At 53.7% G+C, this 24,904-nt stretch carries 22 protein-coding genes and 1 pseudogene; 6 read left to right on the forward strand and 17 right to left on the reverse strand.

Translation table 11 applies throughout. The features are described from left to right. From pgmB to pspA, 13 genes are all read right to left on the reverse strand, one after another. A complete protein-coding gene (gene pgmB, locus ACOTX3_RS16205; protein ID WP_045294260.1) occupies positions 1 to 678 on the reverse strand; it encodes a beta-phosphoglucomutase in 678 nt (225 codons plus the stop codon). Next, positions 668 to 2,947 carry a glycoside hydrolase family 65 protein gene (locus tag ACOTX3_RS16210; RefSeq protein ID WP_058678836.1) on the reverse strand — a complete coding sequence of 760 codons (2,280 nt, stop codon included), beginning with the start codon at positions 2,945 to 2,947 and terminating at the stop codon, positions 668 to 670. The genes pgmB and ACOTX3_RS16210 overlap by 11 nt, the downstream gene beginning before the upstream one ends. Continuing rightward, positions 2,941 to 3,999, reverse strand: a complete 1,059-nt coding sequence (locus ACOTX3_RS16215) for a Gfo/Idh/MocA family protein (protein ID WP_127869231.1) — start codon at positions 3,997 to 3,999, stop codon at positions 2,941 to 2,943. The genes ACOTX3_RS16210 and ACOTX3_RS16215 overlap by 7 nt, the downstream gene beginning before the upstream one ends. An 11-nt stretch (positions 4,000 to 4,010) precedes the next feature. Further along, on the reverse strand, positions 4,011 to 4,799 hold the full coding sequence (locus tag ACOTX3_RS16220) for a sugar phosphate isomerase/epimerase family protein (RefSeq protein ID WP_029883669.1): 789 nt from the start codon (positions 4,797 to 4,799) through the stop codon (positions 4,011 to 4,013). An 18-nt stretch (positions 4,800 to 4,817) separates the two neighbouring features. Continuing rightward, positions 4,818 to 5,870, reverse strand: a complete 1,053-nt coding sequence (locus ACOTX3_RS16225) for a zinc-dependent alcohol dehydrogenase (protein ID WP_013096411.1) — start codon at positions 5,868 to 5,870, stop codon at positions 4,818 to 4,820. A 28-nt stretch (positions 5,871 to 5,898) separates the two neighbouring features. Continuing rightward, a complete protein-coding gene (locus ACOTX3_RS16230) occupies positions 5,899 to 6,741 on the reverse strand; it encodes a carbohydrate ABC transporter permease (RefSeq protein ID WP_013096410.1) in 843 nt (280 codons plus the stop codon). Next, on the reverse strand, positions 6,728 to 7,609 hold the full coding sequence (locus ACOTX3_RS16235; protein WP_013096409.1) for a carbohydrate ABC transporter permease: 882 nt from the start codon (positions 7,607 to 7,609) through the stop codon (positions 6,728 to 6,730). Before ACOTX3_RS16235 ends, ACOTX3_RS16230 begins: the two co-directional genes overlap by 14 nt. A gap of 23 nt (positions 7,610 to 7,632) precedes the next feature. Further along, the gene (locus ACOTX3_RS16240; RefSeq protein WP_058678835.1) at positions 7,633 to 8,925 is read right to left on the reverse strand and encodes an ABC transporter substrate-binding protein; all 1,293 of its coding nucleotides are present in this window, start codon (positions 8,923 to 8,925) and stop codon (positions 7,633 to 7,635) included. Between the two features lie 15 nt (positions 8,926 to 8,940). Next, a complete protein-coding gene (locus tag ACOTX3_RS16245) occupies positions 8,941 to 10,626 on the reverse strand; it encodes a sugar phosphorylase (protein WP_058678834.1) in 1,686 nt (561 codons plus the stop codon). A gap of 209 nt (positions 10,627 to 10,835) precedes the next feature. Beyond that, positions 10,836 to 11,057: a phage shock protein PspD gene (gene pspD, locus ACOTX3_RS16250; RefSeq protein WP_013096406.1), complete on the reverse strand. Its 222-nt coding sequence runs from the start codon at positions 11,055 to 11,057 to the stop codon at positions 10,836 to 10,838. A 12-nt stretch (positions 11,058 to 11,069) separates the two neighbouring features. Next, positions 11,070 to 11,429: an envelope stress response membrane protein PspC gene (pspC, locus tag ACOTX3_RS16255; protein WP_013096405.1), complete on the reverse strand. Its 360-nt coding sequence runs from the start codon at positions 11,427 to 11,429 to the stop codon at positions 11,070 to 11,072. Continuing rightward, positions 11,429 to 11,653 (reverse strand): envelope stress response membrane protein PspB, encoded by a 225-nt coding sequence (gene pspB, locus ACOTX3_RS16260; RefSeq protein ID WP_013096404.1) that lies wholly within the window; start codon positions 11,651 to 11,653, stop codon positions 11,429 to 11,431. Before pspB ends, pspC begins: the two co-directional genes overlap by 1 nt. Before the next feature lie 54 nt (positions 11,654 to 11,707). After that, entirely contained in the window at positions 11,708 to 12,376 is a 669-nt protein-coding gene (pspA, locus tag ACOTX3_RS16265) for a phage shock protein PspA (RefSeq protein WP_013096403.1), read from the reverse strand. 166 nt (positions 12,377 to 12,542) lie between these two features. Here pspA and pspF point away from each other — a divergent pair, with 166 nt between their 5' ends. Continuing rightward, positions 12,543 to 13,520 (forward strand): phage shock protein operon transcriptional activator, encoded by a 978-nt coding sequence (gene pspF / locus ACOTX3_RS16270; RefSeq protein WP_047023082.1) that lies wholly within the window; start codon positions 12,543 to 12,545, stop codon positions 13,518 to 13,520. A 56-nt stretch (positions 13,521 to 13,576) separates the two neighbouring features. Here pspF and ACOTX3_RS16275 read toward each other — a convergent pair whose 3' ends face one another. The 4 genes from ACOTX3_RS16275 to ACOTX3_RS16290 are packed head-to-tail and all read right to left on the reverse strand — an operon-like array spanning position 13,577 to position 19,729. Next, complete coding sequence (locus ACOTX3_RS16275) at positions 13,577 to 15,310, reverse strand: lipase (RefSeq protein WP_023622385.1); 1,734 nt, start codon at positions 15,308 to 15,310, stop codon at positions 13,577 to 13,579. Positions 15,311 to 15,337: 27 nt separating this feature from the next. Next, complete coding sequence (locus tag ACOTX3_RS16280; RefSeq protein ID WP_058678832.1) at positions 15,338 to 16,696, reverse strand: TolC family outer membrane protein; 1,359 nt, start codon at positions 16,694 to 16,696, stop codon at positions 15,338 to 15,340. Between the two features lie 2 nt (positions 16,697 to 16,698). Continuing rightward, on the reverse strand, positions 16,699 to 18,012 hold the full coding sequence (locus tag ACOTX3_RS16285) for an HlyD family type I secretion periplasmic adaptor subunit (RefSeq protein WP_038419591.1): 1,314 nt from the start codon (positions 18,010 to 18,012) through the stop codon (positions 16,699 to 16,701). Further along, on the reverse strand, positions 18,005 to 19,729 hold the full coding sequence (locus ACOTX3_RS16290) for a type I secretion system permease/ATPase (RefSeq protein WP_255321527.1): 1,725 nt from the start codon (positions 19,727 to 19,729) through the stop codon (positions 18,005 to 18,007). Before ACOTX3_RS16290 ends, ACOTX3_RS16285 begins: the two co-directional genes overlap by 8 nt. A 471-nt stretch (positions 19,730 to 20,200) precedes the next feature. Here ACOTX3_RS16290 and ACOTX3_RS16295 point away from each other — a divergent pair. The 5 genes and pseudogenes from ACOTX3_RS16295 to sapD form a co-directional block, all read left to right on the forward strand. Continuing rightward, positions 20,201 to 20,365, forward strand: a pseudogene (locus ACOTX3_RS16295) (site-specific integrase); the annotation flags it as partial. 66 nt (positions 20,366 to 20,431) lie between these two features. Next, positions 20,432 to 22,072, forward strand: coding sequence for an ABC transporter substrate-binding protein SapA (gene sapA / locus ACOTX3_RS16300; protein WP_038419595.1), 1,641 nt, complete (start codon positions 20,432 to 20,434; stop codon positions 22,070 to 22,072). Beyond that, positions 22,069 to 23,034, forward strand: a complete 966-nt coding sequence (sapB, locus tag ACOTX3_RS16305) for a putrescine export ABC transporter permease SapB (RefSeq protein WP_013096396.1) — start codon at positions 22,069 to 22,071, stop codon at positions 23,032 to 23,034. The genes sapA and sapB overlap by 4 nt, the downstream gene beginning before the upstream one ends. After that, positions 23,021 to 23,911, forward strand: coding sequence for a putrescine export ABC transporter permease SapC (gene sapC, locus ACOTX3_RS16310; RefSeq protein WP_013096395.1), 891 nt, complete (start codon positions 23,021 to 23,023; stop codon positions 23,909 to 23,911). The genes sapB and sapC overlap by 14 nt, the downstream gene beginning before the upstream one ends. After that, the gene (gene sapD, locus ACOTX3_RS16315) at positions 23,911 to 24,903 is read left to right on the forward strand and encodes a peptide ABC transporter ATP-binding protein SapD (protein WP_013096394.1); all 993 of its coding nucleotides are present in this window, start codon (positions 23,911 to 23,913) and stop codon (positions 24,901 to 24,903) included. Before sapC ends, sapD begins: the two co-directional genes overlap by 1 nt. The last annotated feature ends 1 nt before the right edge of the window (position 24,904 follow it).

Here is a 24,904-nt window from a genome sequence, read left to right on the forward strand (position 1 = left end):
TTAATTCCTTATCAGTACCGTCCGGGAAGCCCAGAAATCTGTCAGGCATTTCCAGGTCAGCTCCCGCGTTGAATGAAGTTGAAGTCCCGCATGGTTGAGGCCTGCCCCTATTCCCACCGACAACATCCCTGCGGCGTTGATCGCCTCAACGCCGGAGGCGGCATCCTCAATCCCGATGGCCTCCTCCGGGAAGACGTTAAGACCCGCGCAGGCAGCAAGGAAGATTTCCGGGTCCGGTTTGGAGCGGGCAATACGGGACGCATCGGCACAGAAATCAAACGCCCTGTGGATCCCCAGCGCCTGCAAAATGCCGGGAGCGTTGAGTGAAACAGACGCCAGCCCAATTTTGACGTTTGCCGCGCGTATGTCGGCCAGCACCTCACGAATGCCCGGGAGCAGTGACGCTTGCGTAAGCGAAGCCAGCGACTGTACATAGAGCGCATTTTTTTTACGCGCAAGCGCCAGGCGCTGCTGTTCATCGAACGCGTCTTCTTTGCCACCGTGACGCAGGATCCGCTGCAGGGAGTCCATGCGGCTAATCCCTTTCAGCGTTTCATTGAAGGCCTCATCAATGGTGATCCCGACCTCCTTCGCGACAGCGCGCCAGGCCAGGAAGTGCAGATGAGCGGTGTCGGTGATCACCCCATCCAGATCGAATACAACGGCATTAAGGTTCATCTCTCCCCTCCGTGGTAGCGGTCCCAGTAACAGACGTAAGAAAATCCTTGCAGGACAAGACCTGCCGTCCCGAAAGCTGGAGGGTTTTACCCCAGAGCGTTAGCGTGACGGGAGCAGAACTGGTCACCGTAAGTGTCTCTTTCGTCACGATGAAGTGCAGCTGCGCATTCTGCCAACGCAGCGGAAACGCCAGCCTTTGCCAGTGCGCAGGCATCCTGGGTGCCAGATGTAACTCCCCGTCCACGATCTGCAGCCCGGCAAATCCCTGAATAACACCTGACCAGATCGCACCTGTCGCGGCAGCATGAATACCGTCATCACTGCTGTGCGGATCGTCGCCCAGATCGATGGCAATGCCATCACGCCAGAAGGCGTAAGCCCCTTCTGTATCACCACAGCGCGCGTTCACAATCCCGTGGATGGCTTTGCTCAGAGACGAGTCATGAATTGTGCACGGCTCATAGAATGCCAGGTTGGCCGCGCACTGCTGCGGCGTAAAGCGTTCCGGCAACAGGTAATTAAGCATTACCACGTCGGCCTGTTTGAGGATCTGCATCTCGTTAACTTCAGCGCGCGAGTAATCCAGCAGAATGGTCTGCTTGCCCGCTTTGGCTTTATAGCGGCTCAGATCGATCGCCGGTTTGGACATGAAGGTGTCATCCTGCGGTATGACCCCGTCGGCGTTAGCCTCGGGCAGCCATAAGCGCGCCAGGAACCGTTGCGCATTTTCCGTAAAACGCGCATCTTCACGCTCAAACATCGACATAAACCGGCAGGCACTGGCGACGTTGTGCCACGCCAGATAGTTGGTGTAGGCGTTGTTATTCACGTGCTCCGTGTATTCATCCGGCCCGATCACGTCATGGATCTCCAGACGGTCGCCAACTTCCGTCGCGCGTCCCATCCAGAACAACGCGGTTTCCATGAGCAGCGTCAGGCCTTCATTGCGCATAAAGGCGTCATCGTGCGTTGCCTGCCAGTAGGCGACAACGGCCCACGCGATATCCGCCACGATATGATGTTCAGCCAGCGCGGAGGCCACTTTCTGACGAACGCCCGTGCGGATGTTGATCGCTGCGAATTCCGGCGTCTCTTCCTGACCGCTCGCGGCACTCTCCCAGGGGAACAGGGCGCCAGGCCAGCCGTTACGGCGTGCTTTTTCCCGGGCCCCCGGCAGGTTAAGCCAGCGGTAGCGCAGCAGACGACGGGCAACATCTGGTCGGGTAAAGAGATGGAAAGGCAGCAGGAAAATTTCGGTGTCCCAGAACACGTGGCCTTTATAGCCCTCCCCGGTCAGGCCCTTGGCCGCAATACTGCTCCGTTCATCATGGGCAGGCGTCATGGCCGTGAGGTGCCAGACCGCGTAATCCAGCGCCAGCTGATCCTGATGTTCGGTCGACGTGACGTCCACCCGGCAGTCATGCCAGACCTTTTTCCAGGCGCACGCCGCGCTTTCGAGTAACGCGGCATACCCTCTTGTCGCGCAGGTTTTGAGCTCAGCCAGAGCATTGCGGGCAAACGTGTCCTGTGAAAGCGCTTTATCGCTGCGATGCGTCACCCAGACCAGCTTCTCAAGCGTGACAGTGTCACCCTGAGCGACCTTTACGGCGTGATGAACCGTGATACGCCGGTTTTTCGCGGTAAAGCAGCTGTCGCTGGTGGTTGAGAGACGACAGCATGCCGAGATCACCACATCCGCAGCACGATCCTGCGTTTCATACACGCCCTGCATGTAGTGCTGGTCAAAGACTCTGACCGAGATTTCATCCAGATGCTGACGGCCGCTGTTGGTTTGCGTCGCATCAATCCCCGTGCTCAGCATAACGTCTGATGAGGCATCCAGCGGAGTGACGGAGAGCTGCATTGCCACCAACGGCAGTTGATCCAGTGAGACAAAACGGCGGCTTTCCACACGGTAGCGCTTTCCGTCTGGCGAGCGCCACACTACGCGACGACGCAGTTCACCATTGGCAAAATCCAGCTCCCGCTGCCAGTCAATAATCTCCCCTGACAGCAAGGTGAAATTGATGCCGTCCAGTTCGATATCCATGCCGATGATGTCAGGCACGTTGATCAGTTCGTTAGTCTCATTACGACCAGCACGATGATAAAGCCCGGCAAGATACATTCCCCGGGTCTGCTGCGTGTAGTTTTCCTCATGCGCCGCACGTATGCCCATATAGCCGTTGCCGCAGGCCATGATTGACGCGTATTTATTGAGGCTGTGAGGGCAAAAACCCGGATCGTTTAATACAGACAGGTTCAGCATAACGTTACGCTTTCCCCTTTTTCTGCCGCCTCGTACAGTGCGGCGATCAGTTGCTGGATCACCAGCCCTTGTTCGGCATCGGCAATCATAACCGGCTCTCCCATGACGTGACGGACAAACGCATCCATGCTGCGTAAATGCCGCTGATCGTCTGCCTCTTCGCGCAGGGACAGGGTCTGCAAAACTCCGCTCTCATCGGTGTAAATATGGGCCGGGAACAGCGTTGCCCCCGCTTTTTCACCGCAAAAAGCGACATTCATGATGGACTGCTCGCGGATATTGAGCGCAAAGGAGGTATCCAGACGCAGAATGCCGCCATTGCAAAATTCAATCGTCCCGAACAGGGCATCTTCAACGGTAAACTGTGCAGGATCCCATTCACCAAACTGGCCACTGTTTTTGCGGTTTCCCAGTTTTTGAAAGCTGTGCGCCGTCACGCGTTTTACCGCCGGGAAACCGAGTACATACATCGCGGCGTCGAGCATATGGATGCCAATATCAATCAGCGGCCCGCCCCCCTGCAGTGCTTTATTGGTGAAAACGCCCCAGCCGGGAACGCCGCAGCGGCGCAATGCCTGCGCCGTAGTGAAGTAGATTTCACCCAATGTCCCGTTTATTACCGCCTCACGCAGCAGTTGCGTATCACGTGCAAAGCGGTGGTGAAAATCATAGGCCAGCACTTTTCCCGCCGTTCGGGCCGCCACACGCATCCGGTCGGCTTCATGTGGCGTCATGGCTGGGGGTTTTTCGCACATTACATGGCAACCGGCTTCCAGGGCTGCCATCGCATGTTCAAAATGAAAACGGTTGGGCGAACAGACGCTCACCACATCCGGTTTGACCGCCTGCAGCATTTCATTCACGTCCTGCCATGCCGACGGAATGGCATGGCGTTCAGCAAACGCCTGAGCCTGTTCAGGATGGCTGTCCATGACAGCCACCATCTGAACATCACTGCGCGTGGAGTAATACGAGGCATGCACTTTGTCCGCGACCTGCCCGGCACCAATAATGGCGACACGCAGAGGCGAAGGTGTTAAGGCACTCATCACGCTGGTCATCCTTAGCATTCACGCAGATAAGTGAGAGAATCCTGATAGGCCTTCGCAGGATCGTCAGCGCGAACGCGGCACTCGTAAACAACGTAACCCTGATAACAATCGGCACGCAGCTGGTCGAACAGAGCGGCAAAATCAAGAGAGCCGCTTCCCGGCTGATAACGATGGTTATCGGCAATATGCACATGACCCAGCAGGTCGCGGTTCTGGTGCAGCGCTTCCGTCAGCGAGTCTTCTTCAATATTCATATGATAGAAATCGCCGATAATCTGAACATGTTTCAGCCCATTCTCTTCGATGTAACGACGTGCATCCGCGAGGGTGTTGATCATGTGATCCTGATAGCGGTTCAGCGGCTCCAGGTAAACGGTGGTGCCGGTGCGCGCCGCCACCTCGTCCAGTTGGCGCAGCGAGGCGCTAACCGCCTTGCGGTCTCCTTCAAGGCTACGCGGCGACGTCATCGGCGGCAGGCGGAAGGTAAACATCCCCCAGGCGGCAGGAACCACGATTCCTTTACCGCCCACCTCTGCTAACGCTTCAAGGATGCGTTCGATCTGCGTTAATCCGTTCAGGCGACGCTCTTCGATGAAGTCACCAATCCAGCCATCGTACCCGCCGCAGGCCGTGGTAACCGGCAGCCCTGTAGCCTTAATGGCCGCTTTAACCTCTTCAAGGTTCTCCACCAGCAGCTTGCCGTCTATCTCATACCCATCAAAGCCCATGGCTTTGATGTATTGGAATTTTTCCAGGATATTTGTCGGGAAAAAGGCCTGGTTTTGCGTTGCGATTTTCATTTTCATGCTCTCCATAGCTCAGAACGTGACGCCCATTTTGATACTCAGTTCAGGATGCTGATCGACATAGGTCATGTAGCTCTCAGCGCTGGTGGTAAACGTTACGACCGGGTCGATTAAATCTTCGCAATTGAGATAGCCGTTCATCAGCAATTCCCAGCAGGTCTCTTCAATACGCTTACGGTTCCAGCGTGGGTAATCAGGATTTGGCTCGCTGCAGGCGCGGGAGAAGACAATTTTCGCATTATTGAAATGTGCTTCGCGGCCGAGGTTAAAGCCTTCCGCGAACGGCTTCGCAAAGGCTACGTATGAGATGGTGCCACCGTAAGCGAGTCCGCGCAGCGCAGACTGCAGCGCATCAGCAAAGCCGCTGGTTTCGATAATCACATCCGCGCCCTGCTTGCCGGTCAGTTTTTTGATTTCCAGACCAACATCCGTTCCAATCGGATCCAGACAGTGGTCTGCCCCATGGCGACGGGCAATGTCGCAGCGGTGCGCGATAGGGTCGACACCGATAACGATTGACGCACCGGCTTTCTTTGCCAGCTGGATGGCAATCTGACCAATCGCGCCAAGCCCAACGACGACGACAAAATCCCCTACCCGCACATTGGCGTCACGTACGCCGCTCATTGCAAATTGTGCCGGGTCGTAGCAGACCGCATTTTTCCAGGAGGCGCCCTGAGGCATTTTGCGCAGTTTGTAGTTATTGACGGCATTCACAATGACCGTTTCCTGTAGCGGTCCATAACAGCAAACGCGGTCTCCGACACGGTATTCCGTTACGTCAGCGCCGCACTCAATGATGTCCCCGACAATCATGTTCCCGAGCTGGAATTTGCCAAACTCGATCCCGCGAGCCGCCCCCTCTTCACGCGGCGTAAACAGCTGCCAGTCAGGGTTAAACTCTTCGTCGATAAACGGACTCGCCGCCCTGAAATCCACCACTTCGGTGCCGTGTTTCGGTGCGCCAAAGCGGGCGCGAATTTTCACTTCATGAACGGCAACGGGACGGTCTTCATATTCGACCAGCGCTGCCACACGCGGCGCTGTCGCAACTAACTTCTTCATTACTCACTCCTTGTTAAAATTGGCCGCCTCAGCCCTTAACGCCACCGGCGGTCAAACCACTTTTAATAAAACGTTCAGACAGCGCATACATGATGACAACCGGCAGTGCCGTCACCAGCGATGCCGCCATCATGCGGCCCCAGATGTAATCTGGCGTACTGAAAAGGGTGTTCAGCCCTACCGGCAAGGTGAAGTTGCTGGCGCTGGACAGGAAAATGGAGGCAAACAGATAGTCGTTCCACGCCACCATGAAGCAGTAGACAAAGACAGACACCAGGCCCGAAATCGCTAACGGAACGGTAATGCGAAAGATGATTTGCAGGCGGTTAAGGCCATCCATCATCGCGGCTTCTTCTATTTCGTCCGGGATGGTGTCGAAATAGCTGCGCAGCATAAACACCGCCGTAGGTAACGTCTGAGTCACCATGGTGATAATCAGCGCCAGTTCGGTGTCATAGATACCGAGCGCGGTGATGATTTTGAACAGCGGCACCACCAGCAGAATCCCTGAAAACATGTAGACGGTGTAGAAGCTGGCGTTGATCGTCGTGCGCCCTTTAAAACGCAGTTTGGATAAGGCGTAAGCCCCCAGCGTGCCGAGAAACACGGCAACGATCGACGAGGTCAGTGACACCACCATGCTGTTACGGAAGTAATCCACAAACGGGAAAATCAGCGGGTTAAAGATGTCGATGTAATGCTGTAACGTCCACTCCTGCGGCAGAATGGTCGGATGCAGCGATATCGCCTCTCTGGCGCTTTTAAAGGAGGTCATCAGCATCACGAAAAATGGGAACAGCGTGATAATCAGGAACGCCGCGAGCCCAAGGTAAAAGCCAATACGACCCAGTACGCGTTTATTTGTTGCCATTGAGATTTACCCTTTTTCTGGTCAGCAGAATGACGGCGAAAATGATCACAAACAGCACCACTGAGATAGCCGCAGCTTTACCCAAATCGTTAAAGGCAAACGCCGTTTTGTAGAGATAGACGCCCAAAATATCGACTTTGGTAGTCAGCAGGTACACGTCCGCAAACATGTAAAACATCCAGATGGTTCGCAGCGTGATGACCGTGGCCAGCACCGGCATAATCGCGGGCAGCGTGACGATGCGAAAACGTTGCCAGCCATTCGCGCCATCCATTTCTGCGGCTTCGTATAACGATTTATCAATCGTTTGTAAGATCGCGAGAAACGAGATAAACGCATACGGGAAGTAGCGCCAGATGGCGAATAGCACCACCAGCACAAAGCTGCTGCCGGGGTTGTCGAACCACAGCGGTGCCTGGTCATACAGATGCAGCAGGTCTACCCCAAGGTAGTTCACGATGCCGTAGCCGTTGTTGAACATGTACTTCCAGGCAAACACCAGTGAAATAGACGGCGTGACGTAAGATAAAATCACCAGCGAACGCGCCGTTTTGCGCAGCCGAAACTCCCGGTTAAAGAAGATGGCGACAGCCAGCCCGAGCCCCGTGCTACCTATCACCACCAGGGCCGTATACCAGAAGGTCATCCACAGGGAGTGCCAGAACGCTGCATCACTCAAAATACGGATGTAGTTATCCAGCCCAACAAACACCGCGCTAATGCGCGGGTTGAGCGGCAAGCGTAAGAAACTGATTTCAATGTTGGAAATCATTGGCCAGGCCACAAGGCCCCCCAGCAAAATCAGGCTGGGGGCCAACAGCAGCATGGCGAAAGGCATATCTGAACGACCAGAAAACAACGTCTTCATAATTTCCTTCCGCAGAAGCGCTCCTATCGTTGTGAAACCAGGTCAGCCAGGCGTTTCTGGCTGTTGCTTAACGTGGTGTTGAGGTCTTGCTGACCTACCGTCACGTTATGCACCATCGAACTGATGATGCCGGAACCTGTCACGTCGCCCATGCGGGTAAAGTTTTTGTCGCCCACGGCCCCAAATACCTGCACATTCGGGAACTGCGCGATCAATTCATACGGCAGTTGACCAAAGGCTTTGATGACCTCGTTGTTTTTCCAGCTCTCGGTATCCACCACCAGTTTGTTCACCGGTAACGCCGCCCCCGGAGACATCATGACCCAGTCCGAGGCGTTTTGAGCCTGCTCCATCCAGGTCACAAATTTCTCAGCGGCTTTGGTTTCTTCTTCAGTCTGACCGGTCGTGATCGTCAGCGACGTCACCATGCCGTAAACCGCAGACGATTTTTCCGTTGGAACCACGAAGCCCAGGTTGGCAGGATCCCCTTCTTTAAACACGGCAGGCAGAATGTAGGTGGAGTAAACCGCCATTGGCGCGGAACCGTTCATGAACGAGTCTTTGATCTCCATGACGTCGTTCGAGCCTGGCATCGTGTTCTTCGCCAGTTCTTTATAAAACGCCAGCGCGTTTAACATTTCAGGCGTATCGATCTGGATGTTGCCCTGCGCGTCGAAGACGTTTGCCCCACCTGAAAGGGCAAACTGGGAGAAGGCCTGCTCGGTCATGACACTTTCAGCGGTAGGAAGCGCGATACCGTAGTGTTTCTTAGCCGGGTCGTTGAGCATCTGACTGGCTTTCAGCAGCTGTTGCCAGTTATGCGGCTCTTTAATACCCGCCGCGGCGAGAACATCTTTGTGGTACCAGACGCCTGACAGCCAGGCGCTAATTGGCACCCCCGTCCACGCGGTGCCGTCTTCCGTGCGAACAACACGGAGAATACCGTCATAAAATGTCTTTTCACCGACGGCTTTAATGGCTTCGCCAATTGCGTCACGGTCCAGCAACTGCTCTTTATCCATCACTTTTGCATAGTCATGGCTGACCTCAATCACCTCCGGCAGTGCGCCGGTCCGCGCGAGGGTAATGACCTTGGTGTTGTATGCATCCTCTTCCACTGGCACCTGTTTCACCGTGATGGAGGGATTCTCTTTCTCGAATTTCTCAATCAGTTTCGTGATGACGGCCTGACGCTCCTGCTCCACCGACGAATGCATAAACTCGATGGTCACAGAAGATTGTGTGTCGTCCTTGCAGCCTGATAACAGGGCGCACGAAACCAGTGCTGAAATCAGCACAATTCTCGGCATTTTCATTGTTAAGGTCCTTTTTTAGTTTTCTTTAATCCACATAACCTGCCATGGATTTAGGGTCAACGTCGTATCGTTAATATTGATCCCGGTTATTAAATCTTTTCCTGTCTGACTATTTGAAGGGAGGTGTTGAATATCATTACTGAAATTAAAGAGTGCTGTAATTCGCTCGCCGTTATCGGCAATGCGAACTATTTTCAAAACATGCTCCCCGGATGTTTCAAAGCGCGCCTGACTGTCCGGGTGGAACGCTTTTTCCTGACGACGCAATGTAATTAGCGTACTCAATCCAGAATAAACCTTATGACGAAGGCTATTAATTTCGTCGAGTTTACGATCAATTTCACCGGCCTGATATTTCTTTCGGTTTATTGCTCTATTATACCCTAAGCGCTCCACACCCTCATAATCATTACGGGAGCCAATAATACTCTGAATATAGATTGCAGGCACACCCGGGAAACTCAACAGAACGGCATGAGCCAGAATAAAACGGGCTATGCGCAGAGTATCTTCATCCTTCTTCGCACTTAATGCATCCAGATAGGTTACATTGATTTCATACGGGCTGCGCGTACCGTCAGGGTTATTTTTCCAGTTAACCAGCGCGCCTTCCTGCTGGAGTGTTTCCACCAGCGACAGAATTTCCGATTCCGGTAAAATTCCGCGTAACGGATTAAGTCCGATCCCGTCGTGCGAGGCCAAAAAGTTAAACCAGGTGGTTTGCTTTGACGGCAGTTCCAGCGATGTGGCCCACTGGCAAAGTGCCCGTACATCCTGACGATGAACGGCATGCAGAACCAGTGGTGGCAAGGAGAACTGATACACCATCTGGGCTTCATTCTTGCCGTCACCAAAGTAAGAAACGTTGTCTTTATGCGGGACATTGGTCTCAGTGATAATCACCGTACCCCGTGCCACAGCGTCCGTAATGGCGCGGAAGAGTTGAATCAAACGGTGCGTTTGTTCAAGATGGATGCAGCTTGTTCCAGGGATCTTCCACATAAAACCGACCGCATCAAGGCGGATATAGCGCGCCCCTTCCATCAGGTAATGGAGAAGCACATCCACCATTGCAATCAACACCTCAGGAGAGGCGAAATTGAGGTCAACCTGATCATCGCTGAAGGTCGTCCACAGATGCCGAACGCTTCCGTCATCAAGTGTAAAAGGTGTCAGGAGAGGCAATGCGCGAGGCCGTGTGACAGCAGATAAATCAGTTTGCGGATCCACGGAAATAAAGAAATCTTCATAGCCCGGTTTTTGCGCAAGATAATGAGCGAACCATTGGCTTTTCGCTGACATATGGTTGCAAACAAAATCGAACATTAAACTGGCATATTGTTTTAATTCAGCAACGTCTTGCCATGTTCCCGTTTCAGGCGCAACGTCATGGTAATCGATAACAGAAAAACCATCATCAGAGGACCACGGGTAAAAAGGTAAAAGATGCACATGAGAAAATGAACGAGAAAGCCATCTGTTATAAAAACGGGTAAAAACAGGCAGCGCTTTCTCCCCTTTATTGTAGAACTGATCGGCATAGGTTATCAGGACGATATCTTTTTCATCCCAACCGGCTTTACGCTTTTCGGTAATAACAGCAGCAGCTCTGGAGATTTTCCCTGACAGTGTTTCACGGTGCGCCTCAGAAAACGATTCGCCGTAAACAATATTGATTAAATTTTTAATTTTATCGTTCACTTTATTTTTCCATGGTAGCGGTCCCACGAAACGCAATCTACTCCCATGAAAAATATCTGTCAACGGACCTGAGGGGGTAAAAACGTCTTCTCAAGGCAACTCAGCGCAGTAATGTGAGCTGCCGCAAAGAAAGACAGAAAAGGGAGAAAACGAAGAGAAATGCCAGCAGCCCTCCTCTCATAAGAGAAAGACTGCGGTATACATGGGGATCAGGATAAGTATCGACGGGAAAAACGTTTGGCCAGTTTTTGCAGCAGCGGCTCCAGCGCCACGGCCAGCAACAGTCTTACCGGCTTACGGGCAACAGATTTTATTGCCCAGCCAGCCACGCCTGCCGGGCCATAACGTAACGCCGTCAGCAGGACCAGTTTACCTGCGATTTTCAGGCCGGGTTTTACCTTCTGACCGGCCTGTTGCCAGTTTTTGTTCATCTATGTTCTCTCTTAAAGCTGACGAAAACGACTTCTCAGCGTAAAGGTATCAGACGTGACGTAACGTTCCATTTCGCGCAACCGCTTTTCACCTGCGGCGAGTTCAGCATCCACCTGGTTCAGAATGTCACTACTGCTCGGTGCGCCTTCTGCAGCCAGTTCACCTTCCGGCATGGGGTCGAGCACAAACGACAATACGATGTACGCCACCAGAGTGATAAACGCCAGACCGAAGAAAATCGATAACACCGTTACCACGCGCACCAGCTTAACCGGTACATCCAGATAGTGGGCAAGCCCCGCACAGACGCCGCGAACCATGCCCTGCTGTGGGATCCGCCACAGCTTTTTATTCAGATTCAGTCCTGACATTAACGCTCCCTCCAGTTCGGGTGTTCCGCATCCAGGATAGCTTCCAGCGCCTGAATACGTTCACGCATCTTATTCGCCTGATCGGACAGCTGTACCAGACGTTGTTGCTCGCTCTGGGAAAGGGCGTCCCGTGAAGAACGGTTGCTGTAGTGCAGCCATAACCAAATCGGCAGCACGAACAGCACGAAAATGGTCAGGGGAATAGCGAGAAAAAGCGCGCTCATGTGTACTCCTTGTCGTACGATGCGTGGCGGCACGCTCAGGTGCCGCATGAATTATTATTGATTGTCTTGCTTCATTTTGGCTTTCAGTGCCGCCAGCTGCTCGCTGATTTCATCGTCGGCTTTCAGATCGGCGAACTGCTGATCGAGCGATTTTTGCTTACCGATGCTGTGGCTTTCCGCTTCCGCTTCCATCTGATCGATACGACGTTCGAAGGACTCAAAACGCGCCATTGCTTCATCAAGCTTACCGCTGTCCAGCTGACGGCGTACATCGCGGGAAGAGTTTGCCGCCTGGTGACGCAGCGTAAGTGCCTGCTGACGCGCACGGGTTTCGCTCAGCTTGTTCTCAAGCTCGCCAATCTCTTTCTTCATACGGGTGAGCGTGTCGTCCACCAGCGTAACTTCATGTTCCAGCGCGGTAACCATATCCGCCAGTTTCTGTTTTTCAATTAATGCGGCACGGGCCAGATCTTCTTTATCTTTACGCAGCGCCAGTTCGGCTTTTTCCTGCCATTCATTAAGCTGGGCGGTAGCCTGCTCAATACGGCGGGTTAACTGCTTTTTCTCAGCCAGCGCACGGGCGGAGGTAGAACGCACTTCAACCAGTGTATCTTCCATTTCCTGAATCATCAGACGCACCAGCTTTTGCGGATCTTCCGCTTTCTCAAGCAGCGAGTTGATGTTGGCGTTCACGATGTCGGCAAAACGAGAAAAAATACCCATAATTCAATCCTCACATTTCTGTTATCGGGCGATGCCCTGCTGTACAGATAATACAATTCCCGTGCCAACTTTTTATCTTATTGATTTCACTGAATGTGATTGATTTTCGCTCACTATGGAACTAAGCTCACCTGGTGAATCTCGCTAAGGAGTGGTTAATTTCATCATGGCTGAATATAAAGATAATTTACTCGGTGAGGCTAACAGCTTTCTCGAAGTGCTGGAGCAGGTTTCACGCCTCGCCCCTCTCAACAAACCAGTGCTGATTATCGGTGAGCGCGGCACGGGCAAGGAGCTGATCGCCAACCGACTCCACTATCTGTCCGGGCGCTGGGATGGTCCTTTTATTTCGCTTAACTGCGCCGCGCTGAATGAGAACCTGCTGGATACCGAGCTGTTCGGCCATGAAGCGGGAGCCTTTACCGGGGCGCAAAAGCGCCATCCTGGCCGTTTCGAGCGTGCCGACGGCGGCACCCTGTTCCTCGACGAACTGGCCACCGCGCCAATGCTGGTACAGGAAAAATTGTTGCGCGTCATTGAATATGGCGAGCTGGAACGCGTCGGCGGCAGCCAGCCGCTACAGGTTAACGTGCGTCTGGTCTGTGCGACAAATGCCAACCTGCCGGAAATGGTGGCTGAGGATAAATTTCGCGCCGACCTGCTCGACCGCCTCGCTTTTGACGTCGTCCAGCTTCCACCGCTGCGTGAACGGCGCAGCGATATTATGCTGCTGGCGGAACAGTTTGCCATTCAGATGTGCCGTGAGCTGGGTCTGCCGCTCTTTCCGGGCTTTAGCGATAATGCCCGGGAGACGCTGCTTAACTACCCCTGGCCGGGGAATATTCGCGAGCTGAAGAACGTCGTCGAACGCTCTGTCTACCGTCACGGCAGCAGCGAAACGGAACTGGACAACATTATTCTCGATCCTTTTCAGCGTAACGCGCCATCTGTTACCGCGCCGGCGCGTTCGAACGATGGGCCCTCACTCCCGCTCGATCTGCGCCAGTTTCAGCATAAGCAGGAACAACAGCTACTGGAGCAGAGCCTGAGGATGGCGAAATATAACCAGAAAGGGGCAGCTGAACTGTTGGGGCTGACCTACCACCAGTTAAGAGCATTGCTCAAAAAGCACCAGATGCGCTGACGGGCAGAGCCATTCTGACGGGATTTATCCCCGCGAGGATCCCGCGGGGATAAGAGTCATGCTACCGCAATATGCATCTGCGAAAGCATATCGGTATTCACACCGACCAGCGTGACGCTGCTGTCGCCGTAGGTGAGTAAGGCATTATCACCTTCAAACGACAGGTGGTTGAGATAGCTGTCATTATCGGCAATGTTCTGGTTAGCCATAAAGATCAGGCTGTCGCTGGCGGAGAGGTTATAGACCGTGTCATGACCAAAATCACCGTAGAAGAGAAGCGTGTTTTCGCTGCCGTTAAGGTGGATGGCGTCGTCGGCATACCCGGAAACCACATTGTTATTGTTCCCGTTTACGCTGATCTCACTGTCATTGGCTCCTGAATAGAACCAGCTGTCATTACTGGCGGTCGAGATAGTGAAGCTGTTCTCTGTATCGGCATAATAGCTTTTCGCATACGCGATTGAGCCACTGTCACCTTCTAAGCCATAATCCGTGACCTGCCATGTCGCGTTCTGGTTGATGTTAATACCAAACAGGCTGAACAAGGTGTGGTCTGCGTTAACGTAATGGATATCTTCCGCCCGTGTAATATCGCCGGTGGAATATTTAAAGTACAGCGTCCCTTCTGCATCGTGGCTAAACGTAAAATCGGCAATATGACATTCCGTTACGTAGGTGTTAGTCCCTGCGCCGCCATAAATAACGTTGTAGCCGCTGTGATCTTTAAAACTGTCATCTCCCCCACCACCGCAGAGATAATCGTTACCCTTCCCTCCTTGTAATAAATCATTTGTTTCGGTACCAATAATAAATGTTGATCCCACATGCGTTACGGATTTATTGAGATCCGAAACCCAGGTCGTGGAACGGTATGCTTCAGAAAGATTAGAAACAATGATATTGGAATTTTGATGGGTGAAATCATAGATTTCAGAATCCATAATTCGTAATGCACCGTCCGTATAGCCCTGACCGGAGTGCCCGGCCCAGGACGCCATATTCGCGATCGAAAAGATCTTACAATCGTTGGTCAGGCCGGCATAGTAATCATTAAAGGAGACGATGTTGTTGGTGCAGGTTTCAAGCGGCGTGTCGTGGTTAAATAAACTGTCCAGCGTCAAGCTGTGACCCGTTAACACACGAAATACCGGATCGTTCTCATAACCAATATTAAGCACTTTGTCATCGGCCAGGTTTTGAGTCGGAGAGGCGAATGCGACGTAGCTAGCGTCCTCAAAGAAACCACCCCACTGGCCCTGTGCGGACAGGGTTGCCATGCTGTTAACAGCCAGTCCGCCAAGACTATGTCCGGTAATGATGATGTCATTACCGGTCAGGCCATTTGCCGTGGCAAACGCGGCCACCGAACTCATGAGGTTTTTATACGCGTTGAGAACATAGTTATCCGCATAGCCGTCGACCAGTGCAGATAATACGTCGCTGACGGTATCCATCGCGGTATTGATGGTATGCTGAAGTGAAGGCGCGCTGGCGTAAGTGCCCGTCCCCCAGAAGCTAATGCCTATATTGACCAGCTTGCCATTGGCGTCATATTTTCCCATAACGTTGCATTCGGCACTGGTTTCAAGAAGACTTTCGCCATAAAAAGCACCATAGGGATTAGTACAGCCGCTGTAGTTAAGCGTGGTCCCGTCTAATACTTTCCAGCCATTTTCTTCTGTATAGGTATAATCAGCATACGTGGCTGCACCAAAATTGATACTTTCAATGGTCAGTGCATCCTTAATAAGCTGCGTGTTTTTCTCGCCCTGATAATCGAATACAGGCATAGTCGTCCCTCTGTTTATTATCAACAATCATTGAGCAAAATACGAATCAAGTAACATAACGTTATCATTGTTTATTTCGCCCGTCTGCGCGAGCAAACTGACCCATGCCTTAATGACAGCATGTTTTTCTGCAGTAAGCTCAACTTTGGTTTTATAGAAAGATTGTTCTGCATTTAATAAATCGATATTCATGCGCTGACCAGCCTGAATGCTTTTTTTCGTCGCTTCAATCTGACGCCTGGCGGCGTCCACCGCGGAAGCATAGGCAGCAAGGCGCTCTGACGCATGGAGGCATTTATTTAAGGATTTTTTAATTTCGCTGTAGGTCGCCAGCCGCTGTGCATCGTGAAGATATTTTGCCTGCTCATAGCGGGCCGCTGCCTGACGCAGGGACGCTGAAACGCCGCCCCCGGAAAAGAGATCCATGCTGACGCGCAGGCCTATGCTGTCGGTACGATATTTCTGATGAATGGTATTGTCGTTGCTTGAATCGTTCTCCGAATGCATCGCGTAAAGCTGTACCCGGGGAAGCGCGCCAGCGCGACTGCGTTCAATTTCATAGCGTTTTTCTTCCACGCTATGTCCGGCAGAAAGAATATCGGGATTATGCGCGGCTGCCTTTTGTTCCCAGTATCGATAGTCTCCTGATGCCAGCGGCAGCCTAAGCGGCTTTTCACCGAGTATCGGCAGCGCTGCCGTCTGCGAGAGATCCATGCCCACGATCGCTGATAACGCAACGTTAGCCGTATCCAGCGTATCGCGCGCCTCCACCTCATCCGCAATCGCCAGGCTGAGCGCAGAGGCGGTCTCGGTGACATCCGTTACTGCTCCCTCACCGGCCTCAAACTGTCGCTGAGCCTGCTTTTTCTGCTCTTCCAGCCCCTGACGATGCAGAGCCGCAAGCTGAAGCCGTTGATGCGCCTCGGTAAGATCCAGCCAGGCGGTAATGAAACGGTTTTGCAGATCAATCAGACTGCTTCGGTAGCGTTCATCAGACTGCATTTTTTTGATAATGCCGATGCGATACCCCGCATAGGCATCGTAATCAAACAGCGGCTGAACAACGGTAACCGATCCCGAATAACTGTCATATTGTTGATGTTGCACCACCTCAGAACGCTCCCCCAACAAATTTGTCTGCTGGTACTGCTGTCGCTGCCAGTTACGCGGTGCGCGTTGATAGCTAACGCTGACTTTTGGCAGTAACCCGGCGCGACCGATGGGGATGTACTCTTCTCCGGCAAGCTGATCCTTCACAGCAGCGCGGTACTGCGGATCGTTGTCCAGCGCCATGAACCAGCCCTGGGTCAGTGTCAGCGCACCTGCTGAAAAGGACGTCATCAGCGCGAGCAGATACACAACAGGTATGAATTTTGCGGTAAGCATCTTTACTCCTCGATGAACGACCGCGATGCACGATCCACAATGGGTTTCAGCAGATAGCTCAACAGCGAGCGCTCTCCGGCTTTAATAAAGACCTCTACTGGCATACCCGGTTTAACCTCCTCGCTCTTCAGCTTTTTCATCCCCTCCGGCGTAACGGCGATCTGAATCTTGTAGTACGGCTGCTGGGTGGTGGGATCGGTCTGGCGATCCGCTGACACCAGCGACACCTGGGCCGGGATTTTCGGCGTGCTTTGCTGGTTGAAGGCGGTAAACATCAGGGTAACGGGCATGCCCTTATGGACTTTATCGATCAAGGCGACGTCAATTTGTGAGTCGATAATCAGGGGGGAGGCCTGCGGGACAATTTCCAGTAGCTGCTCGCCCGCACTCACCACCGCGCTGTCGCTGGCAAGCGCGAGGTTCATTACCACACCATCCTGCGGTGCGACAACGCGGGTCAGGGAGAGATCGACACCGGAGAGCGTCAGCTGTTTTTTGCTCTCGCTGACCTGCAGGCGAAGCTGGTCAATTTGCGTTTCAATATCTTTCCGGTTGTCAATCAACCGCTGCCGCATGCCGCGTTTGAGCTGGGCGATCTGATTCCCTAACTCTACGATTTTGCTGCGGGTTTCACCCACCTCGCCCGCCAGAGACGCCGATTGCACCTGGATATCGAGATAGCGGTTACGGGGGAAATAGCCCTCTTCCATTAGTGGTTTCAGGTCTTTGAGTTGACGATTTAACAGTGCGAGCCCTTGCGCTTTCGTCTCGCAGGTTCTGGCAAGCGAATCGCGCTGGCGAGCCAGCCCTGCAATGGCCTGAGCGTCGTTTTCCTGGGCATTTTTCAGCGCCTCCTGCCGGGCATGCATAAGCTGGCGTTGCTGAGCCACAATGGGCTTGATCGCATCCCGCAGGGCTTCGTCTTCTGTCTCAGGGGGTAAGGTCAGCGTTTGCATGCCCGCCAGCTCAGACTGCAGGCGGCTTTCAGCAATGAGCGACGTCAGATAATGCTGGCGCGCAGCGGAGAGTTGGGCGAGCGTCGATTGCTGGCTGAGAAGCACCAGCAGGTCGCCTTTATGTACCGTCTGCCCCTCTTTGACGGCGATGCTTGTCACCACACCGCCTGTGGGTGCCTGAACGGCCTTACGGTAGCCGTCCACCACCACGGTTCCGGTGGAAACAACACCTTTATCCAGCGGCGCCAGTGCCGCCCAGAGCAAGAAAGATCCCAGACCTGCCAGCAACACTACCCAGCCAAGGCGGACAAACGGAACGACGTCAACAAGGGGCGTCTTCTGCGCATCGCTATTATGCATGGACTCTTCCTTGTTCAGCAGGGACGCTGTGTGTCTTATTTACCGGGCGAGCTGACTGCTGTAAGAGTTGTGCCGTTGGGCCATAAAGCTTGGTTTTTCCGCCTTCGAGGACGAGCAAATGGCTGGTCAGCGGCAATATTCCCGGACGATGAGAAATGATGACGACGCTTTTTTTCTGCTGCCGGAGCTGCCGGATAACCTGCTGCAAAGCCTGCTCACCCGATTCATCGAGGTGAGCGTTGGGCTCATCAAGGATCACCAGTGCCGGATTGCCGTACAGCGCCCGGGCCAGGCCAATACGCTGTTTTTGCCCACCCGACAGGGCCATACCCTGCTCGCCAGTCAGGGTGTTATACCCGTCAGGCATACGCAAAATCATGTCGTGGATCCCGGCCAGCTTTGCCGTGGCGATCAGTTGCGTTGAATCAATCTCACCAAACTGGGCAATATTTTCAGCGAGGGTTCCCGTAAAAAGCGTAACGTCCTGCGGCAAGTAGCCGATTCCGGGACCCGGCGTCTGCTTCTGCCACTGATAAATATCCGCCCCATCCAGCCTGACGTCCCCCTCTCCGGCAGGCCAGACACCGCACAACACTCTGGCGAGACAGGATTTCCCCGATGCACTGGCTCCCACAATTCCCAGCACCTCACCCGGGTTTACCCGTAGAGTGATGTTTTGCAGTATGGGTTGCCGGGGGTTTCCCGGAGGGAAAACGGTGACATTCTCCACCGTGAGCACTCCCTGCGCAGCTGGCAGGCGAATGCTCTCCTGCGCCGGGGGAAAGTCTCCCGTCAGACGAACCACGCGTTCCCATGCCAGACGAGCTGACCGGTAGCCTTTCGCCACGCTGATGAGTTGTTCCACCGGTGACAGCGCTCTTCCGAGCAAAATTGAGCCCGCGATCATTATGCCCGGCGAGATATCTCCCAGAATCGCCAGCCAACAGCCCAGCCCCAACATCAGGGACTGAAGCGCCATGCGTACGGTTTTGGTGACGGCAGACATCAATACAGCGCGTTCACTGGCCGCACTCTGGCTATAAACGAACTGTTGATGTCCGCGCCACCAGCGCGCCTTAACGTTATCAGTCATCCCCAGGGCATGCAGCGTCTCAGCGGATTGTAAGGAGCTGTTAGCCTGGTGATTTGAGATCAAGGCATACCCCCCCGCTTCATTCAAAAGCTGACGCGTCGTTTTTTCGTTAATAAACGCCAGGGCCAGCAGCAGACATGCGCCTGAAAGCGAGAACACCCCGAGCCAGGTGTTAAAAAGAAAAATAACGCCGAGGTAAACGGGAAACCAAATGGAATCAAAAACCGCAAATAACGCCGGGCCGGTAACAAACTGGCGTATAACGGTGAGGTCGCTGATAGCCTGCCCGGCATTCGGGCTGTGCTTAACGAGATTACTTTCACATGCAGCGGTATAGATTGCAGGCGAAAGCGCATTATCAAACTGATTACCCAATCGGATGATGACGATGCCACGCGCGTAATCAAGGAGTGCCATGACGGCAAACATAAATAACACCAGCAGCGTCAACATAAAAAGCGTTGTGGTATTCCCGGATGACAGCGCGCGATCGTAAACCTGCAACATATAAATAGATGGTGCCAGCATCAGTATATTTATGACCGATGAGAAAAACGCAATCGTCACGAATATGCGCGTGCGAACGCGTGCAAAATTCTTAATTAGCCCCAAAGGTTCAATCATTCCCTAACTCTCTGATGTTTTGGTCACTTCTCATGCCATGAGAAAGACGCGAGACGTCCATGATGAAAAAGATTTAACATTAAATATAAAAAAGCAGACAATCAGGCGCAGTGCCGTTCGGTATGCCCCAACAGAAAACTGTAATTTTCTTAGATGTTATGATGATTCATTTTATTCTTTTTTTCTTTCACCCTGCCAAATTGCAGGATCAGAGGGTCAGTATATAAATCAACATTACTCGTAACGCAACCATTAATTAAGCAAGTATACGTTTAGTGAATATTTCTTATTGTAATACATCGACTCAATAATAATTCACGCCATCACATCATGCTTGCACAGGATAAACAGCGCGCACTTTATTATGGGGTTTTATTGCCCACCCAATATCGCATCGCGAGGTAACGGGAAGATGTCAGTCGTGAGTTCCATCAGCCAATCACGCACGCAGTTGCTAACCGCATACGGTCTGTCGGGGCGAATCCTTCGTTTATAGCGAGTCAGACAGGGCATGAAAATGCTAAGATGGTTTATGAGGTATATTCAAAGTGGAGAGTCGGTATGAACGCCGATCAGGTTGGTATGCTGAATGAGCGACTGCAAACGCTACTGCCCCCAGGATGCCCTCAGGGATAAACGACACTGGATAATTTCGTTTAATATTAGTAAGATAGCCACTTAACATATCATACCTTAAAAATTATGCGTCTGGTTTTATCGTCCTTTTTTGCACTCAGTCTGTTCAGTAGCCAGGCCTTTGCTGCCCCCGAGCCAACTGAGCAGCCTGATATTCGTGACAGTGGCTTCGTCTACTGCGTCAGCGGACAGGTTGATACCTTCAACCCACAAAAAGCGGGTAGCGGCCTGATTGTGGATACTCTCGCCGCTCAGCTTTACGACCGTCTGCTTGATGTTGATCCGTACACCTACCGTCTGGTGCCGGAGCTGGCGGAAAGCTGGGAGGTGCTGGACAACGGCGCAACTTACCGTTTCCGTCTGCGTGATGACGTTGCGTTTCAGCATACGCCGTGGTTTACCCCCACGCGCAAGCTGAATGCAGACGATGTGGTCTTTACGTTCCAGCGTATCTTCAACCGCCATCACCCCTGGCATAACGTCAACGGGGGGAACTTCCCCTATTTCGACAGCCTGCAGTTTGCCGACACCGTTAAAAGCGTGCGCAAACTGGATAACCGGACGGTTGAATTTTCCCTGACGCGCCCGGATGCCTCTTTCCTCTGGCATCTGGCGACCCACTATGCGTCCGTCATGTCCGCTGAGTACGCGGCAAAGCTGAACAAGCAGGATCGTCAGGAGCTGCTTGACCGCCAGCCGGTCGGCACCGGTCCGTTCCAGCTGGCCGAATACCGCGCCGGGCAATATATTCGCCTGCAGCGCCACGAACACTTCTGGCGCGGCACGCCGCTGATGCCGCAGGTTGTGGTCGATCTCGGGTCTGGCGGTACGGGGCGGCTCTCAAAGCTGCTGACCGGCGAATGTGACGTGCTGGCCTGGCCTGCCGCCAGCCAGCTCACTATTTTACGCGACGATCCGCGCCTGCGCCTGACGCTTCGCCCGGGTATGAACATTGCCTATCTCGCTTTTAACACCGATAAGCCGCCGCTGAATAACCCGGCTGTGCGTCATGCACTGGCGCTGGCCATTAACAACCAGCGTTTGATGCAGTCCATTTATTACGGCACCGCGGAAACCGCCGCCTCTATTTTACCGCGCGCCTCGTGGGCGTATGACGGTGAAGCCAAAATCACGGAATACAATCCGGCAAAAGCACGCGAACAGCTTAAAGCGTTGGGCGCTGAAAACCTGACGCTGCAGCTCTGGGTACCGACCAGCTCTCAGGCATGGAACCCTAGCCCGCTGAAAACCGCCGAGCTGCTGCAGGCTGATATGGCGCAGGTGGGTGTAAAAGTGATCATCGTTCCGGTTGAAGGGCGTTTCCAGGAAGCGCGCCTGATGGATATGAACCATGACCTCACGCTGACGGGCTGGGCGACTGACAGTAACGACCCGGACAGTTTCTTCCGTCCGTTGTTAAGCTGCGCGGCAATAAACTCACAGACCAACTACGCTCACTGGTGCAACCGCGAGTTTGACGCCGTTCTGCAAAAAGCGCTGGCGTCACAACAGCTCTCATCACGCATTGATGCCTATGATGAAGCGCAAAAGATTCTCGCTAAGGAACTGCCCGTGCTGCCGCTGGCCTCTTCCCTGCGTCTGCAGGCCTATCGTTACGATATTAAAGGCCTGGTATTGAGCCCGTTTGGCAACGCCTCCTTCGCCGGGGTCGACCGTGAAAAAGAACAAGAGGTGAAAAAACCATGATCATTTTTACCTTGCGTCGACTCCTGTTACTGCTGGTGACGCTCTTTTTACTGACCTTCGTGGGATTCAGCCTGAGCTACTTTACGCCGCACGCCCCGCTTCAGGGATCGTCGCTGTGGGATGCCTGGTTGTTCTGGTTCAACGGCCTGCTGCACTGGGATTTTGGCGTCTCCAGTATCAACGGACAGCTTATCTCTGAGCAGTTGAAAGACGTGTTCCCGGCCACGATGGAGCTCTGTATTCTGGCCTTCGGCTTTGCCCTGATGGTAGGCATTCCAGTGGGCATGCTGGCGGGGATTTATCGCAATAAATGGCAGGATAAATTTATCAGCGCCCTCGCCCTGCTCGGCTTTTCTATCCCGGTCTTCTGGCTGGCGCTGTTGCTGACGCTGTTCTTCTCTCTGACGATGGGCTGGCTGCCGGTTTCAGGCCGCTTTGACCTCCTCTACACGGTTAAATCGGTGACCGGTTTCGCCATTATTGATGCATGGCTCTCTGATTCCGTCTGGCGTCACGAAATGATCGTCAGCGCCCTGCGTCATATGGTGTTGCCGGTGCTAACGCTTGCGGTGGCGCCAACAACCGAAGTGATCCGCCTGATGCGCCTGAGCACCATGGAAGTGTTTGATCAGAACTACGTTAAAGCTGCGGCCACGCGCGGGCTCTCACGCCTGACTATCTTGCGTCGTCACGTACTGCATAACGCGCTCCCGCCGGTTATTCCGCGCCTTGGGCTGCAGTTTTCGACCATGCTGACCCTGGCGATGATCACCGAGATGGTCTTTAGCTGGCCAGGTCTGGGCCGGTGGCTCATTAACGCCATTCGTCAGCAGGATTACGCCGCCATTTCAGCAGGCGTCATGGTGATCGGTTCGCTGGTGATTATTGTTAATGTGATTTCCGATATTTTGGGCGCAATGGCCAACCCGTTGAAGCATAAGGAATGGTATGCCTTACGATAGCGTATACAGTGAAAAGCGCACGCCCGGTGCGCTACGTACCGTGTGGCGTAAATTCTATGGTGACACCACGGCAATGATCGGCCTGTACGGCTGTGCCGGTCTGGTCTTGCTGTGCGTATTTGGATCGTGGTTTGCGCCATACGGTATCGACCAGCAGTTCCTCGGCTATCAACTGTTGCCCCCATCGTGGTCACGCTATGGGGAGGTTTCCTTCTTCCTGGGCACCGACGATCTGGGCCGTGATGTGCTGAGCCGCCTGCTGAGCGGTGCCGCCCCAACGGTGGGTGGCGCGTTTGTGGTGACGCTTGCCGCCACAGTTTGCGGTCTGGCGCTGGGCATTTTTGCTGGCTCCACCCACGGTCTGCGCTCGGCGGTGCTGAACCATATTCTGGACACCCTGCTCTCTATCCCGTCGCTGCTGCTGGCGATCATTGTGGTGGCCTTTGCCGGGCCGCACCTGATGCATGCCATGTTTGCCGTGTGGCTGGCTATCCTGCCCCGTATCGTTCGCTCTGTGTACAGCATGGTGCATGACGAACTGGAGAAAGAGTATGTTGTTGCTGCCCGTCTGGACGGTGCCACCACGCTGAATATTCTCTGGTTTGCCGTCCTGCCGAATATCGCAGCCGGGCTGGTCACCGAGATCACCCGCGCCCTGTCGATGGCGATACTGGATATCGCTGCGCTGGGTTTCCTCGATTTGGGTGCCCAACTGCCGTCACCGGAATGGGGTGCGATGCTGGGCGATGCGCTGGAGCTTATCTACGTCGCCCCGTGGACAGTTATGTTACCGGGTGCGGCCATTATGGTCAGCGTGTTGCTGATTAACCTGCTGGGCGACGGTATTCGCCGCGCAATTAATGCGGGGGTGCAATAATGCCGCTTCTTGATATTCGCAACCTCACCATCGAGTTTAAAACCGGGGAAGGCTGGGTTAAGGCCGTCGATCGAATCAGCATTACCCTTGCTGAAGGTGAAATTCGCGGGCTGGTGGGCGAATCCGGCTCCGGGAAAAGCCTCATCGCCAAAGCCATTTGTGGTGTAGCGAAGGACAACTGGCGCGTCACCGCCGACCGCATGCGTTTTGATGATATCGACCTGCTGCGCCTCTCTCCGCGCGAGCGTCGCAAGCTGGTGGGCCATAACGTCTCGATGATTTTCCAGGAGCCACAATCCTGCCTTGACCCGTCCGAGCGCGTAGGTAAGCAGCTGATGCAAAATATCCCCGGCTGGACCTATAAAGGCCGCTGGTGGCAGCGTTTCGGCTGGCGCAAACGCCGCGCCATTGAGCTGCTGCACCGCGTCGGGATCAAAGATCATAAAGACGCAATGCGCAGTTTCCCCTACGAACTCACCGACGGTGAATGCCAGAAAGTGATGATCGCCATCGCGCTGGCCAATCAGCCGCGCCTGTTGATTGCGGATGAACCAACAAACGCCATGGAGCCGACCACGCAGGCGCAGATATTCCGTCTGCTGACGCGGCTGAATCAGAATAACAACACCACCATTTTGCTGATCAGTCACGACCTGCAAATGCTCAGCAAATGGGCGGATAAAATTGATGTGATGTACTGTGGGCAAACGGTGGAAACCGCCCCCAGTGAAGATCTGATCACCACGCCGCACCACCCCTACACCCAGGCGCTGATTCGTGCGATCCCGGATTTTGGCAGCGCCATGCCGCACAAGAGCCGTCTGAACACGCTGCCGGGTGCGATCCCGCTTCTGGAATCATTGCCGATAGGCTGTCGTCTTGGGCCACGTTGCCCGTATGCTCAGCGTAAGTGTATTGAAACGCCGCGTCTGACGGGGGCGAAAAACCATCTTTACGCCTGTCATTTCCCGCTGAACATGGAGAGAGAGTGAA

It is taken from the genome of Enterobacter cloacae complex sp. IR5384 (genome assembly GCF_049237265.1).
GTDB lineage: Bacteria > Pseudomonadota > Gammaproteobacteria > Enterobacterales > Enterobacteriaceae > Enterobacter > Enterobacter cloacae.